The 14,566-nt window shown below is 47.1% G+C and carries 12 protein-coding genes and 2 riboswitches; of the genes, 1 reads left to right on the top strand and 11 read right to left on the bottom strand.

From position 1 onward, the window contains the following. Positions 1-105: 105 nt before the first annotated feature. The 10 genes from AC4EG4_RS10900 to sat all read right to left on the bottom strand — a co-directional run bounded on the left by AC4EG4_RS10900 (position 106) and on the right by sat (position 12,357). A complete protein-coding gene (locus tag AC4EG4_RS10900) occupies positions 106-1,317 on the bottom strand; it encodes a threonine synthase (protein WP_490987817.1) in 1,212 nt (403 codons plus the stop codon). Positions 1,318-1,399: 82 nt separating this feature from the next. Further along, a complete protein-coding gene (cysI, locus tag AC4EG4_RS10895; RefSeq protein ID WP_490987816.1) occupies positions 1,400-3,115 on the bottom strand; it encodes an assimilatory sulfite reductase (NADPH) hemoprotein subunit in 1,716 nt (571 codons plus the stop codon). Positions 3,116-3,301: 186 nt separating this feature from the next. After that, positions 3,302-5,131 (bottom strand): assimilatory sulfite reductase (NADPH) flavoprotein subunit, encoded by a 1,830-nt coding sequence (locus AC4EG4_RS10890; RefSeq protein WP_490987815.1) that lies wholly within the window; start codon positions 5,129-5,131, stop codon positions 3,302-3,304. Between the two features lie 63 nt (positions 5,132-5,194). Then, positions 5,195-6,004, bottom strand: a complete 810-nt coding sequence (locus AC4EG4_RS10885; protein ID WP_490979296.1) for a uroporphyrinogen-III synthase — start codon at positions 6,002-6,004, stop codon at positions 5,195-5,197. A gap of 22 nt (positions 6,005-6,026) precedes the next feature. After that, positions 6,027-6,779 (bottom strand): sirohydrochlorin chelatase, encoded by a 753-nt coding sequence (locus AC4EG4_RS10880; RefSeq protein ID WP_490979297.1) that lies wholly within the window; start codon positions 6,777-6,779, stop codon positions 6,027-6,029. 12 nt (positions 6,780-6,791) lie between these two features. Then, entirely contained in the window at positions 6,792-7,568 is a 777-nt protein-coding gene (cobA, locus tag AC4EG4_RS10875; RefSeq protein WP_490987814.1) for a uroporphyrinogen-III C-methyltransferase, read from the bottom strand. A gap of 85 nt (positions 7,569-7,653) precedes the next feature. Continuing rightward, positions 7,654-8,367 (bottom strand): phosphoadenylyl-sulfate reductase, encoded by a 714-nt coding sequence (locus AC4EG4_RS10870; protein ID WP_490979299.1) that lies wholly within the window; start codon positions 8,365-8,367, stop codon positions 7,654-7,656. Between the two features lie 158 nt (positions 8,368-8,525). Then, a riboswitch (SAM riboswitch) is annotated at positions 8,526-8,642 on the bottom strand. A 138-nt stretch (positions 8,643-8,780) separates the two neighbouring features. Further along, positions 8,781-9,386 carry an adenylyl-sulfate kinase gene (gene cysC, locus AC4EG4_RS10865; protein ID WP_490987813.1) on the bottom strand — a complete coding sequence of 202 codons (606 nt, stop codon included), beginning with the start codon at positions 9,384-9,386 and terminating at the stop codon, positions 8,781-8,783. Positions 9,387-9,397: 11 nt separating this feature from the next. Continuing rightward, a complete protein-coding gene (locus tag AC4EG4_RS10860; RefSeq protein WP_490987812.1) occupies positions 9,398-11,176 on the bottom strand; it encodes an SLC13 family permease in 1,779 nt (592 codons plus the stop codon). A 17-nt stretch (positions 11,177-11,193) separates the two neighbouring features. Next, positions 11,194-12,357, bottom strand: coding sequence for a sulfate adenylyltransferase (gene sat, locus AC4EG4_RS10855; protein ID WP_490979302.1), 1,164 nt, complete (start codon positions 12,355-12,357; stop codon positions 11,194-11,196). Between the two features lie 111 nt (positions 12,358-12,468). Then, positions 12,469-12,575, bottom strand: a riboswitch (SAM riboswitch). Positions 12,576-12,852: 277 nt separating this feature from the next. Here sat and AC4EG4_RS10850 point away from each other — a divergent pair. Next, positions 12,853-13,485 (top strand): NAD(P)-binding protein, encoded by a 633-nt coding sequence (locus AC4EG4_RS10850; RefSeq protein ID WP_490979303.1) that lies wholly within the window; start codon positions 12,853-12,855, stop codon positions 13,483-13,485. A 28-nt stretch (positions 13,486-13,513) separates the two neighbouring features. Here the strand turns inward: AC4EG4_RS10850 and xylF are convergent, their stop codons facing one another. Further along, positions 13,514-14,566 carry a D-xylose ABC transporter substrate-binding protein gene (gene xylF, locus AC4EG4_RS10845; RefSeq protein WP_490979365.1) on the bottom strand — a complete coding sequence of 351 codons (1,053 nt, stop codon included), beginning with the start codon at positions 14,564-14,566 and terminating at the stop codon, positions 13,514-13,516.

Genomic DNA, 14,566 nt, shown 5'->3' with positions numbered 1-14,566 from the left:
TTATTCCCATCATAGAACAGTAAAAGCAAATAAGAAAGCGCCTCTCGTCAGGTGAATCTCCTGATGAAAGACGCTGAAAATGCACTTTTTGTTTATAGCTGTTCACTATTTGCTAATCAAATCGCCGATTTCCAGTACGGGCACATCAACATTCACGGTATCCGGGTATTTAATGCCTGCTCCTGTATTAAGTGCAACAACGGTTTCACCATCTTTAATCCAATTCTGTCTTCGCAACTCGCGGATGGCCACAAAGACCGCTGCCCCTTCTGGACAAACAAAAGATCCTTCCAGGCGTGCAATTTTTTCCTGCTCGTCCAGCATAGCTTGATCATCAATCGCGATGGCGCAGCCCTGTGTTTTGTAGATTGCATCCAACACGAGAAAATCGCCCAGCGCTTTCGGGACATTGATGCCAAAAGCTTGCGTACTGGAATTTGCCCAGAATTCGGATTCGTTCTTTTTCTCTTCCCAGGCTTTCACAATCGGCGCACAACCGGTTGCTTGAACCGCAACGAGCCTCGGAAGATCGCCTTCTACCCAGCCGAGTTTTTTCAGTTCATTCAAGGCTTTGTAGATGCCGATTAACCCAACACCACCGCCTGTCGGGTAGAGAATCACATCCGGCATTTCCCAATTCATTTGCTCAGCAATTTCCAGCCCCATCGTTTTTTTGCCTTCGATGCGGTATGGCTCTTTTAAGGTCGATACATCATACAAACCAAAATCCTTAACGGCCTGTCCAACAATTTTCCCCGCATCACTGATCAACCCGTTTACCAAATACAGATTGGCACCGGACAATGCCACTTCATTGCGGGTGATTTTAGGTGCATCCTGCGGCATAACGATAGTCGACCGGATGCCGGCTTTTGCACCATACAGCGCCCAAGCGGCACCAGCATTGCCATTGGTCGGCATGGCAAATTCCTTAACGCCCACTTCCTTGGCTTTTGAAATTCCAACTGCTGCGCCTCTTGCTTTAAAGGTACCCGTCGGAACAAGCCCTTCGTCTTTCATGTACAGATTGGCGACATCCATATCTTGCCCTAAAGTTGGCATTTTTACGAGTGGGGTCATGCCTTCTCCTTGAGAAACAACGTTCGCTTCGTCTTCCACTGGAAGCAGTTCGTGGTATCTCCATAAGCTTGGTTCTCTCTTCACCAAATCTTCCGGCTTCCAGTCCGCTTTTAATTGCTCCCAATCATAGTCCACCAGCAGTGGAGAGCCACACGTACACAATTGGTGCTGCTGCTCAGTATCATACGTAGCATCGCATTTTGGGCAATAAAGATGGGAAACATAACTGTATTTCAAATTGAACACTCCTCTTTTATTGATGTGCCTACCAGCAGCAGCCCGGAATCGCTTCCGGGCTGCTGAATGGATCTTATTGGATTTAGCTATGGAAATTTAGTCCAGATGTGACGGGCGCCACATAACCGGCACGGATGACGAAATCACCGAAATGCTCGTTTTCCTGACGCTCTTTGGCGAATTGGAAAAAGATTGGCTTGAGCGTCGCCAAAATTTCTTCTTCGCCAATGTTCTCGCGGTATATTTTATTCAAACGATCGCCCGCAAAGCCCGCACCCAAGTACATATTGTATTTGCCGGGTGCTTTGCCGATAAAACCGATTTCCCCAAGTGCAGGGCGTGAACAGCTGTTTGGACAGCCCGACATGCGGATGATAATTTCTTCATCACGCAGTCCTGCTTCGTCCAATGTCTCCTCGATTTTGCCAACAAGCACCGGCAAATAACGCTCGGCCTCAGCCATCGCCAAGCCGCAAGTCGGCAGTGCCACACAAGCCATCGAGTTCTGGCGCAAAGCGGAGTTTTCTTTGCCATCGGTCAATCCGTATTGTTCTACTAAGGCATCAATCTTCGCTTTGTTGGTTTCCGTCACATTGCTGATGATGAGGTTCTGGTTGGCCGTCAAGCGGAATTCCCCTGTATGGACATGGGCAATTTCGCGAAGGCCTGTCATCAATGGATAACCGTCGAAATCTTTGACACGCCCATTTTCAACAAATAAAGTCAGGTGCCATTTGCCGTCGCTTTGGATCCAGCCATAGCGGTCGCCGTTGCGGTCGAATTGGAAAGGGCGTTCTTGCTCTACTTCCCAGCCGAGGCGCGTATTCAGCTCGGTTCTGATCCAATCGAGCCCCAATCTGTCGACGGTGTATTTGAATCGAGCATTTTTCCGGTCTGAACGGTTGCCGTAATCGCGCTGAATCGTCAGGATTTTCTCTCCAACTTCGTTGACTTTGTCTGGCGGGCAAAATCCGATGACACGCGCTAATTGCGGATAAGTGGCCGTATCGCCATGGGTCATGCCCATGCCGCCGCCGACAGTCACGTTAAAGCCTTGCAGCTTGCCGTCTTCTAAAATGGCAATAAACCCGAGATCTTGTGAATAGATATCGACATCATTGGCAGGTGGAATTGCAAAGCCGATTTTAAATTTCCGCGGCAAATACAGGTGCCCGTACATCGGCTCAACCACTTCGTCCTCATTGCTGTCGACGACTTTTTCTTCATCCAGCCAAATCTCATGATAAGCTCTTGTTTTTGGCAGCAAGTGTTCACTCAAGGCACGGGAGATTTCGTATACTTCTCCGTGCACGTCCGATTGGTACGGATTGGACGTCGACATCACATTGCGGTTCACGTCGCCGCAGGCTGCAATGGTATCCATCAAAGCATGGTTCATTTCCTGAATGGTGCTTTTCATATTCCATTTTAAAATGCCGTGCATTTGGAATGTTTGGCGCGTCGTCAACTTTAAAGTGCCGTTGCCGTGGGTATTGGCTAAGTTGTCCATCGTCAGCCATTGGTGCGGTGTCGCAACTCCTGCAGGCAGGCGGACACGAATCATGAATTGATACGCAGGTTCCAGTTTTTGCTGAGCCCGTTCGTTGCGAATGTCGCGGTCATCTTGCATATAGCTGCCGTGGAATTTCAGCAGCTTGCCGTCATCGTCCGGAATGGAAGCTGTCAAACGTTCGGCGAAGCTTTCTACCAGATTGCCCCGCAAATAATTGGTTCGATCTTTGATGACCTCCATTTCACTTGGGGGTCCATCGATATCAGTTAAGTCTTTGATTTTCATGGTAAGCTCCTTTCATTTTTGAAGAAGTCGCTCTAAGCAGACGCTTTCGGGCCCACAGAATTATGAATACAGTGGAAAACTTAGGCTTGCTTTGAATCTACTCTATTTCTTAGCGCCGGCACATCCAAAGCGATGGGTAAAAGTTAGTTTCTTTAGTTCAACCTATATATAGTCACTCATGTCTTCTTAATAAACATCCCGCAAATAGCGTTTGTCGCTGCGCATGGACGTTAAATACTCTTCCGCTTGTTCCGGACTCATATTGCCTTCTTGCTCCAGAATGAGGGCCAGTGTGGCATGGACATCCTTGGCCATGTATTTTTCGTCGCCGCAGACGTAGACATTTGCGCCTGCTTCCAGCCATTGATACAATTCCTGGCTTTTTTCAAGCAAACGATGCTGCACATATACCTTTTCTGCCGTATCGCGGGAAAAAGCAACGTCCATTTTTGTCAGAACCCCATCTTTCAACCAGCGCTGCCACTCGGTCTGGTAAAGAAAATCGGTGACAAAATGCTGGTCACCGAAAAACAGCCACGAATCTCCCTGAACATCTCTTTCTTCCCGCTCTTCCATAAACGCGCGGTAAGGCGCAACGCCTGTTCCGGCACCGATCATAATAATCGGTGTTTCAGGATTGTCGGGCAGTCGGAAGTTATTGTTGCTTTGGATGAAGACCGGCAACGTTGCGCCAATATCAGAGCGCTCAGCGCATTGCGTCGAGCAGACGCCCGTTCGTTTGCGTCCGTTTGCTTCATACCGAACAGCTCCCACGGTCAGATGGACTTCATCCGGATTTGCTTTTGAACTGCTGGCAATCGAATACAGGCGAACCGGTATTTTGCGAAGGATGTGAACAAACTCGGCTGCCGGCACTTGCCACGGACCAAAATCTTCCGTTAAGTCGATCAAGTCTCTTCCATATATGTAAGCTTGCAGTTCATCTTTTGTCGCAAGTAAACGAGACAATGCGTCACCATTCGCAAAAGCTGACGCTTTTTCGAGCAGTGGTTTTGACAGTGTAGTGATTTCAAATGTTGAAATCAACGCGTCCCGCAATGAACTTGTGTCCCCTTGCTTGTTAATAGAGACGGGTTCGTCCGGATTCCAACCTGCGGCAGCAATCAATTGATCAGCCAGCTTGTCTTCGTTTTCCGGGACGATCCCCAGACTGTCGCCCGGTTCATACTGAAAGCCGGAACCTTCCAAATCGAGTTCCAGGTGGCGCGTTTCCTTATTCGAACCGCGGCCATTCAAATTGATGTTTTCCAAAACTTCCGCGTTAAAGGGATTGCTGCGGGAATAAGGCGTTTGGCTGGTTGCAGCACTTTCTTGAGAAGCTGGCGTAGCCAAAGTGCCTGAATAAGTTGCTTCCTTGTCTTTATTCAATACATGAAAGACACCCTCAAACCATTCTTCTGCTGGTTCTTCAAAATCCAAATCAGCGTCTACGCGCGGATGGATACGTTTAGCACCCAGCTCTTCCAAACGCCGATCGAAGTCTTTGCCCGTCTGGCAGAAAAATTCATAAGAGCTGTCACCTAGAGACAACACCGAGAATCGGACACCGTCAAGCTGCGGCGCTCGTTTGCTGTGCAGGAAATCATAAAGGGCAATGGCGTTATCCGGTGGATGACCGTCGCCATGTGTACTGGTGATGACCAATACATCTTCGATTTTTTTCAAGTCTTTTGGCTTAAACTGGTCCATTGGCGTCAGCTTTACTTGAAAGTCTTTGTCTTGTAACTTTTTCAATACCGTTTTGGCAACCGAATCACAGTTGCCCGTATGCGAGCCGACGAGAATAGTGATTTCACGTGCAGCAACAGGTTCGCTGTCTTGCTGCACCTCATTCGGCTCTGGCCGTTGTTGCACAGCAACTGCACCGGCTGACTGCGCTCCAGCTAAATAACCGTTCAGCCAAACTTTCTGGTTGTCTGTCAGCAAAGGCAATAAGCGATTGATAAGCTCTACCTGTTCCTGATCAAACGGGCTGTTTATAGTCTGCAATTGCAAATGGGTTCACCTCGAAATTAGTTTATTTTTAGCGGTATCAAATTTTCTTCATTTAAGCAGCACCTATACATGCTGCCGACGGTAATAATGATCGATGGCCACGATCATGGCCCCCATCTTTTGATGTTCTGGCTGCAGCACTTGTTCGATGCCATTGCTTTCCAGCTCTTTGGCGGTGACTTTGCCGACGGCCACTGCCAGCACCTGGTCATTAAAAGCTGCTGCCAATTGTTTGCCTTGATTTGGGTCCGCAAAAATATTCTTGACCTGTGTTTTGCTGGTAAAGACAATCGCGTCCAAAGACTGTTCGATAATGGCCTGTTTCAATTGGTCCACTACAAAAGCATCCGGTTTTTCGTAGGAATACGGTCGGGATAAATAAACCGAGTGGCCGTGTTCTTCCAAAATGCTTTTCAATTTATGATCGTCCAAATCGTATGCCTGCAAAAAGATTCGCTGCGGGCTTTTGCCTCTGTATTCTTCCGATAAAGCTGCAAGCAAATTGGCCATTGTACCATCTTCTGACACATGAACCGGTTCCAGGCCATGCTCTTTGATCCATTTCATCGTTTTGCTTCCGCGGACAGCTACCTGTGTTTCTTTCAGCTTATTGATGTAACGCGATTGAAGTCCGATGCCTTCCGCAGAATCGGTTAAGGTTCTTGCGCCAATACCGGTCGTAAAGATAGCCCAGTCGAAATCTTCAGCTAAAAAATCTGTGATGTTCTGAGCGCTGATGTCTTCATTCAGCCGCTGCCTTCCTTGAATCGGGAGAATGACAGGAGTACCGGATTGTTTTTCAATCAGCACGCTGATTTCCTTTGCGGCACGGACAGCTGCCACCCCTATTTTCTTGCCGGCCAATCCTTTCATAATCAATCTCTCCTTCTGCTAATCACCATGCTGGCTGCTGTTCACTTTGCAGCGCTTCATGGACACGTTCAGCAAGAGCATCCACCATCGATGGATGATTGCCTAAATATCCGCATAATATAATTTCTTGGTCGTCCGAAGACAAACCATTGATTTTCTTCTGCATGGATTTCACCAAAAGTCCCGTGAACCATAAATAAGGAACAACGAAAATCTGCTTGCTGCCGCTATCGATCGAGGCTTGCAATCCTTCATCAAATGACGGAGCGCTGGCTGCTAAATAACAAACATCAATATGTGTCACACCCGTTTTGACTGCTAGTTTTGCGGCAATTTCTTCGACCGAGCGGATAATTTCTGAACTTTTCCCACCCCGGCCAACCAACAGAATTTCTGAATCAGGCAAGCGTTCCACGCTTGTTTCCCGCAGGCGCTCGGCTAAAATTTCTACAAGGCGATCCTGGACACCGAGTGGTTTTCCATAAGTAAAGTGGATCTCCGGATAACGCAGTGCAGACTTTTTAACTTCATCCGGAATGTCTTCGTAATAATGTCCAGCACTCAGAAGCAAAACCGGTACGATGGCGATTGCCGTAGCGCCCTGTTTGGCAAGGCTGTCGATGCCCTCGCCAATATCCGGACTGGCCAACTCTAAAAAGCACGTTTCCTGAAGAGCAACATCCACTTTCTGGCGCACTTGCTCCATAAATGCCATCGCTTCTTCGCGCGTTTCTTTTACCCGGCTGCCATGGCTTACATATAAAACGGCTTGCATTTTACCATCTCCTTATCCTACATGGGCGGCAAGCTGAGACTGCTGTTCGACCTGCAGCTGCTCATACCATTGCAATTTGTCTCTGAGGCGTACCACTTCTCCTACCACAATCATCGACGGATTCTCGAAACCTTTGGAGTTTCGAAGAATCGTTTCGAGCGTGCCAGTCACTGTCCGCTGACGTTCCGTTGTGCCCCATTCAATCAAGGCAATCGGCGTTGTCGGTTTCAGCCCGTGGCGCAGCAATCGTCCGCAAATTTCCGGCAGTTTGCTGACGCCCATATAAATGCATAGCGTATCCATGCTCTTGACCACATGCTCCCAATATTCATCCTGATCAACGCCGACTTTGCTGACGCCCGAAATAAAAGCAACAGATGCACTGTAATCGCGATGGGTCACAGGGATTCCCGCATAAGCAGGCGCTGCAATGCCCGCCGTAATGCCCGGTACAATTTCAAATGGGATGTTGTGGTCGACCAATGCCTCTGCCTCTTCTCCACCTCTTCCAAAAATAAACGGGTCGCCGCCTTTTAAGCGCGTTACGATTTTCCCCTGCAGTGCGAACCGGCATAACAGCTCATTGATTTCTTCTTGTTTTAAGGAATGATTATCCGGTCTTTTGCCGCAATAAATCAATTGAGCGTTTTCTTTCGCTTCGTCCAGCAAATCCTGGTTTATTAAGCGATCATAAAGGATGACATCGGCCTTCTGGATAGCCTTCAGCCCTTTCACGGTAATCAAATCAAGGTCGCCTGGACCTGCACCAACTAAATAAACTTTTTTCATAAGCTTCCTAGACTCCTTTTTTTTAACCAGAGAAACGAAGGTTGCGTCATTTTCTGATCGTTAATTTACACTTTTGCCGGCCCGGTTATGTATGCAGGCCACATTCCGTTTTGGCAAAGCCTTTCCATCTTCCGTCGCGGCTGTCGCCATCCGTCGTCACTGCGAACGAACAATGCTTACAGCCGATGCTTGGATAGCCTTCGTCATGCAGAATATTGTATTCAAGATTATTCAGTTGGATGTATTGCCAGACATCGCCCCACGTCCAATGGATCAACGGGCAAATCTTGACCGATTTGAACCGATTGTCTTTGTTAATAAAGTCCGTCTTGCTGCGGCTGGCCGACTGCTCTCTTCTTAAGCCGGAAATCCACGCCTGTGCTCCGGAAAGTGTTTGTTCCAGCGGTTTGACTTTGCGGATATCGCAGCATTTATCCGGCTGGCTGTTCCATAATTCATCTCCAAACTGGCTGGCTTGTTCCTGCAAAGTCAGTTCCGGTTTTTTCATCCGGATATTCAGTTTTGGATAGCGTTTTTTAACCCGCTCAATCAGTTCATAGGTTTGGTCGAAGTGGACGTCCGTATCCAGGAACACCACTTCCGCATCGCTTTTCACTTTGGAAATCAGGTCAATCAATACCATGCCCTCGGCTCCAAAGCTGCAGGCATACACTACATCTTCTCCGTAGGAATCGTAAGCCCACTCTAAAATATCCGCGGCACCTTTCAAAAGATCGGTCGGTGCCAGGTCCTTGAATGGATCTCCAGTAAATTGCTCGTACGAAACAATTTGGCTCATCCTATCTTCCTCCCTTAAACAAATCTAATGTGTTCCGAAACTTTTCTTCTACATTATAAAAACCTTAAAGAATCGCTTCAGGTGAAGTCTAAATAAAAACCCCCTCTTCTAATAGAACAAGAAGAGAGGGATCGAATGCGCGTTTGCGGCTGCCTGTCTTCTTATCTTCCAGATCCGATTGGGACCTGCTGGAATTGGCACATGATCCCCGGTCAATGACCAAAGCTGTTGCCGAGGCTTCAAAGGGCCAGTCCCTCCACCTCTCATGATAAGAAATACCTTATAAGAATACTAGGTTTTAATATTTTATAAATACTATACTAATAAAAGATAGCTGTCAATAATATTCTGAAAATACCGTTTTCTTATGGAATGAAATTCTAGAACTCTCTATTTTTTATTCAGTCAATTATTCATCCGTTCAAGTAACCTGCTTTCTTTAAATACTCAACAATCACCTGCACCGAGTCTTCCAAATTTTGCTTGTCCGTTTCGATCACAATTTCCGGATTTAACGGTTCTTCGTATGGTGCGTCAATGCCTGTAAAGCCTTTGATTTCGCCGGCTCTCGCTTTTTTATAAAGCCCTTTCGGGTCACGTGCCTCACAAGTATCCACGCTGCATTTTACATAAACTTCAATAAATTCACCTTCATCAAGCAAAGCCCGAACTTGATCGCGGTCTGCCTGATACGGCGAGATAAATGCTGACAAAGTCAGTACACCTGCGTCGCTCATGAGCTTTCCGACTTCACCGATCCGGCGGATATTTTCCGTCCGGTCTTCTGGACTGAACCCCAAGTTTTTATTCAAGCCGTGGCGGACATTGTCGCCGTCCAATAAATACGTCCGAATGCCAAGTGCATGTATTTCTTTTTCCAGTGCAACCGAAACTGTTGATTTTCCGGATCCCGACAAGCCGGTAAACCAGAGTACACCGCTTTTGTGGTCGTTCAATTTCTGTCTATCTTGTTTCGTGATGCCCGACTCATGCCAGGTGATATTGGTTGATTTGGTCATTCCTTCTCCTCCTAGAACCAGTAGTAGTAAACAATTCCGATGGTAACTGACATCACCAGGATGCTGAGTGGCGTACCTACTTTGACGTAATCTATGAATTTATAGCCGCCCGGCCCATAGACAATTAGGTTGGTTTGGTAGCCAATGGGCGTAATAAAACTGGCAGAAGCCGCAATGGTGATGATAACGGCAAAACCCATTGGATCGAGCTGTAGGTTGCTTGCCATTTCGATGCCGATGGGGATCATTAATACAGCGGCAGCACTGTTGGTGATGAGTTCTGTAAAAATGCTGGTCAGCAAGTAAATCAAAATGAGAATCGCCAGCAATCCAAACGGCTGGCCGACTGCCAACAATCCGTCCGCCGCCCATTGCGCCAGACCGGTTTTGGTCATAGCGGCACCCACACCAAATGCACTGGCAATGAGCAGCAGTACATTGAATTGCACATCGTTTTTTGCATCTTCCATGGAAACCGATTTGGTTACCAATAAAATCAGCACTGCCAAAGCCATTGCTTTGAACATGCTCAGCCAGCCAGCAATGACAAGTGCAATGGCTCCCAGTAAAACCAGCAGCGAGAACCAGCCGACAAAACGGCTTTCTTGCAAGGTTTTTGGCGGTGTCATGGAAGACACGACGTAAAAATCGTTGGACTGCTGATATTTTTCCACAAATCCGGTTCCCGCAAGCAACAGCAAGGTGTCCCCCGGCCGCAGGATGATGTCGCCGACTTTGCTTTTAATGCGTTCGTTGTTGCGGTGAACCGCCATGACGCCTGCATCGTAACGTGAACGAAATTGAGATTGTTTGATCGTTTTCGAGAGCAGCGAAGATTCATGGGAAACGACCGCTTCCGCCAGCTGCGTGTTGCCGTTTTTCAAATCCTCCAACTGCAAATTGGTCCCGGTCTTTAAAGTCAGCCCTTTTCTTTTTTGCAGCTCTGCGATCGTTGAAATGAGTCCGGTAAAAATTAGGCGGTCTCCTGACTGAATGATGGTTTTGGAACTGACCGATGAAATCCGGGTCTGATCTCGGATAATTTCAATCAAGTACAAACCTTTCAAGTCGCGCAGTTTTGCTAATTCCACCGTTTGATTGGCGTAAGGAAAATTTTCTTCCACCACCATTTCAGCAATGTAGTTTCTGGAATCTTCAACGACCTGCTTGCTGAAACTGTTGTTCTCAGGCAACAGCATGTTGCCTACCGTAAACAAGTAAATCAAACCGACAATGGTGATGGGAATGCCGACAATTGCTAATTGAAACAACGAAAAGCCAGGCAGGCCGTAATCGAGCAGCATCCCGTGCACCACAAGATTGGTCGATGTTCCCATTAGGGTGATAGTCCCCCCAAAAATCGTTACATACGATAAAGGAATCAGCACTTTGGAAGGTGCGATATTGCGTTCTTCACACCATTTTTTCAAAAGTGGAGTTAACGTGACAACAATGGGTGTGTTGTTCAAAAAAGCCGAAAACAACGGGAGCGGAAGAAAAATACGAAACAAAGATCCTTTCAAGCTTTTGCCTTTATTCAGCCAGCCAATCATCATCTGGTCGATCAGGCCGTGCTTTTGTACAGTACCGACAACGATGAACAGTAAAGCGATTGTCAACATTCCTGGATTCGAAAATCCGCGCAATGCTTCTTCTGTTGTTAAAATTCCGGACAGCAGCAACACTACCAATGCTGAAAATACAATCATATCCGGACGGGCAATTTCAAAAAGCAAGGCGCTGACCATGGCGACGATGACGATAAGCACAAAAATCATTTGGACTGACACGGGCAACCATCCCCTAATTAGTTACTAATAACGGTCTCCCGCAAGCCTTTGATGAGCACATCGGCTACTTCCGGACGGGAAAACTGCTTCGGTGGTTTTTCTCCGTTGCGAAGCAATTCACGAACTTTCGTGCCACTTAAATGAACATGGTTTTCTGCGCTGTGCGGACATGTCTTAGCCGTGGCCATGTTTTCGCATGCATTGCAGTAAAATGAATGCTCGAATTTGAAAATTTGAATGCCCAATTCTTCTTCAAACTGGCTGATGAATTCCTGTGCCTCGTATGTGCCGTAGTAATCGCCGACACCGGCATGATCCCGTCCAACGATGAAATGTGTACAACCGTAGTTTTTGCGGACAATGGCGTGAAGAACCGCTTCTTTCGGTCCGGCGTAGCGCATTGCAGCTGGATAGATGGCGAGGCGCGCCCGGTCTGCAGGATAGTAATGCTTTAAGATGACTTGGTAGCTTTCCATCCGCACTGCAGCTGAAATGTCATCGGATTTTGTTTCACCCACGAGCGGGTTCAGCAAGAGGCCATCCACCACTTCCAATGCGGCTTTTTGAATGTATTCATGTGCGCGATGCACCGGGTTGCGCGTCTGGAAGCCGACAATCGTTTTCCAGCCAAGATCTTGGAATAACTGGCGCGTTTCAACCGGGTCCAGATGAAATTCTTTGAACTCGCTATGGTCCGGACGATTTAATAAGGTGATAGGACCTGCCAAGTAAACATCTCCGCGTTCGTATAGTTTTTCCACGCCAGCATGTGCTACTTCTGTCGTGCCGTAAATTTTTTCTGCTTCCAACCTTTTGTCATACGTGTACTTTTCCTTCAGCTCGAGTGTTCCGTAGATGACACCGTCTTTGCCTTTCAGCGCAATTTCATCGCCCAGCTCGTAGCTGTCTGCTTCTTCTGTCGTGACCGATAATGTAATGGGTACACTCCACACGTTGCCATTGCTGAGGCGCGATGTATGCAGCACACTTTCATAATCCTTTTGTCCAAGAAAACCAGTCAACGGGCTAAACCCACCGATGCCGATCAGTTCCAAATCCGAGATGGCCCAATCTGAAATGAATAAAGTGGAAAGTGTTTCCGCATTCTTTAATGCCTTTTCTCTTTCGGTGCCTGTCAGCTGTCTGTTTACCAAGTCTCCACCATGTGCTTTGTTCGTCATGTTATTACCTCCAAGGTTAGTTTTGTGTTCTGTTGCTTTCTTAAAAACTGTTCAGACAAAAAGAAAAGGACCCTCTTCGGCAAGAAGAAGGTCCGTAAAAACAAAACTCTCTTCTTATCTTCTAGGCTGATGAAAGCCTATTGGAGTTAGCACCGTTTCCATAAAGGAGGGTTGCTGAGACATCAAAGGGCCAATCCCTCCGTCTCTCTTGATAAGAATGCATATTCAATTGGCATTGGAAAATTAATTGAAAAATTTGATTTCACAAAGTATATAATATACTATTCAGAGTGTCAAACTATGTTTTAACTTTTTTTTGAAAAAGCTGTATTGCCATAGGGCCAAAGGAATAATTTTTTTTGAAAAGATAACGGCTATATACCACTTCATTTGCCTTGGACAGATCCTCCACAAGAGGTGGGAGTTGAACCATTTCTATTCAGTGCAGTGAAGCACTTATTTGATACTATTAAAGGAATGGAGGAGGCGGAGAAGATGACAGTAATCCCCATCATGATCGATTTGGGAAACAAAAACGTGGTCGTTGTCGGCGGAGGGAAAATTGCTGAACGAAAACTGGACGGGTTGCTCGACAGCAAAGCCAGCTTGACCGTGATTAGCCCATCCGTAACGCCGACAATCCAGCGGTGGGTGGAAGAAGGACAAATTGGATGGAAACAAAAAAAGTTCGAGCCAAAAGATGCCGAAGAGGCTTTCATGCTGGTGATTGCGACAAACGACCCGGTCGTTAACGCCGCCGCACAAAAAGCCGCCCCGCCAAATTGCCTGGTCAATGCTTCTACCGAAGCAGAGTCTGGCAATGTTCAGTTTCCTGCACATTTCAACAGAGGCAAATTGAGCATCATTGTTTCTACAAATGGCGCAAGCCCGATGCTCGCCAAAAAAATCAAACACGAACTGCAAGAACAATTTGACGAGAGCTATGAACAATACTTAGACTTTCTTTATCATGCCAGACAGCTTCTCAAACAAACTAAGCTGTCCAGAAACACCAAGGAAAACTACTTGCGCAATTTCTTGGACAAATCTTTTTTATCAAATGAAGTTCAACAACACACGCTCCATGAATTGCAGCTGCTCGCAGCCAAAGACAATGCTACCGAATAGAGGTTGAAGCTGGAGGGCAAATTAGCATTTATTCATTGCCCGCTCCGTAAACATCTGTCCCGGTATGGAAACCATCTGCAATAACGGTATCCCTCATGTTTTCAGCAGTCACTGGAATGGGCGCCAGTAAAATGGATGGCACATCGATCTTGCCATTATTGACAGATTTTACGGTAGTGACGCTTTCCCCTTCTGCCATTCTGACTGCCAGAGCAGCAGCTTGTTCAGTTAAGGTTTGAATGGGTTTGTAAACCGTCATTGTTTGGGTACCGCCGACGATTCGCTGCGCAGCAGCCAGTTCTGCGTCCTGGCCCGCTACCGGAATTTTGCCCGCTAAGCCCTGCGCTTCCAATGCCTGAATAACACCGCCAGCCGTTGCATCATTAGCGGCTATGACTGCATCAATTTGATTGTTATTTGCTTCAAGGGCTTCGGTCATATTGAGAAATGCTTTTTCCGGTGACCAGTCTTCGGTCCATTGATCGTAAACAATTTTAATATCTCCCCGGTTGATGGCAGGCTGCAATACGTTGAATACGCCCTTCTTGATCAAGTGAACATTGTTATCGGTCGTTGCCCCTCCGATATAGACGTAATTCCCTTTTGGCACCAGCTCTAAAATTGCCTCTGCCTGCATTTCGCCTACTTGCTCGTTATCAAACGATACGTATAAATCGATGTCTGCATTTTTCACCAGCCGGTCATAAGCAATCACTTGAATTCCAGCGCGATGAGCCGTATGGACAATGGCTGCGGTCGCTTCCGCGTTATGCGGCACAATGACCAATAAGTCGATGCCTTGTTGAATCAGCGTTTCAGCCTGAGCAAGCTGCAAGGCATCGTCGCCATTGGCTGCCACAATCTCCACTTCCGCGCCCAAGTCCTCTATCGCTTTCTTGAACAGCGCCTGGTCTTTCAACCAGCGCTCTTCTTTCAGCGTATCCATGGAAAACCCAATTTTAATAGGCTCATCACGGTCCGTGACCGTTGCTTTTTCGGGTACCGCTTTGCCGATTGACTGCTCGGGTGCACATGCACCCAAAAACAGGCTAATGAATAAAACCGTGGCCAGTTGAGTCAT

Source organism: Planococcus sp. TJ-201 (genome assembly GCF_058268495.1).
This window is presented reverse-complemented; position numbering and strand designations above follow the sequence as displayed.

Excerpts from the sequence above, each read along its gene's own strand:
- AC4EG4_RS10870 (WP_490979299.1), bottom strand. The coding sequence starts at position 8,367 with ATGAGCCAAATTGTTTCGTACGAGCAATTTACTGGAGATCCATTCAAG.
- cysI (WP_490987816.1), bottom strand. The coding sequence starts at position 3,115 with ATGAAAATCAAAGACTTAACTGATATCGATGGACCCCCAAGTGAAATG.
- cobA (WP_490987814.1), bottom strand. The coding sequence starts at position 7,568 with ATGAAAAAAGTTTATTTAGTTGGTGCAGGTCCAGGCGACCTTGATTTG.
- AC4EG4_RS10850 (WP_490979303.1), top strand. The coding sequence starts at position 12,853 with ATGACAGTAATCCCCATCATGATCGATTTGGGAAACAAAAACGTGGTC.
- xylF (WP_490979365.1), bottom strand. The coding sequence starts at position 14,566 with ATGACTCAACTGGCCACGGTTTTATTCATTAGCCTGTTTTTGGGTGCA.
- cysC (WP_490987813.1), bottom strand. The coding sequence starts at position 9,386 with ATGACCAAATCAACCAATATCACCTGGCATGAGTCGGGCATCACGAAA.
- AC4EG4_RS10885 (WP_490979296.1), bottom strand. The coding sequence starts at position 6,004 with ATGAAAGGATTGGCCGGCAAGAAAATAGGGGTGGCAGCTGTCCGTGCC.
- AC4EG4_RS10880 (WP_490979297.1), bottom strand. The coding sequence starts at position 6,779 with ATGCAAGCCGTTTTATATGTAAGCCATGGCAGCCGGGTAAAAGAAACG.
- sat (WP_490979302.1), bottom strand. The coding sequence starts at position 12,357 with ATGACGAACAAAGCACATGGTGGAGACTTGGTAAACAGACAGCTGACA.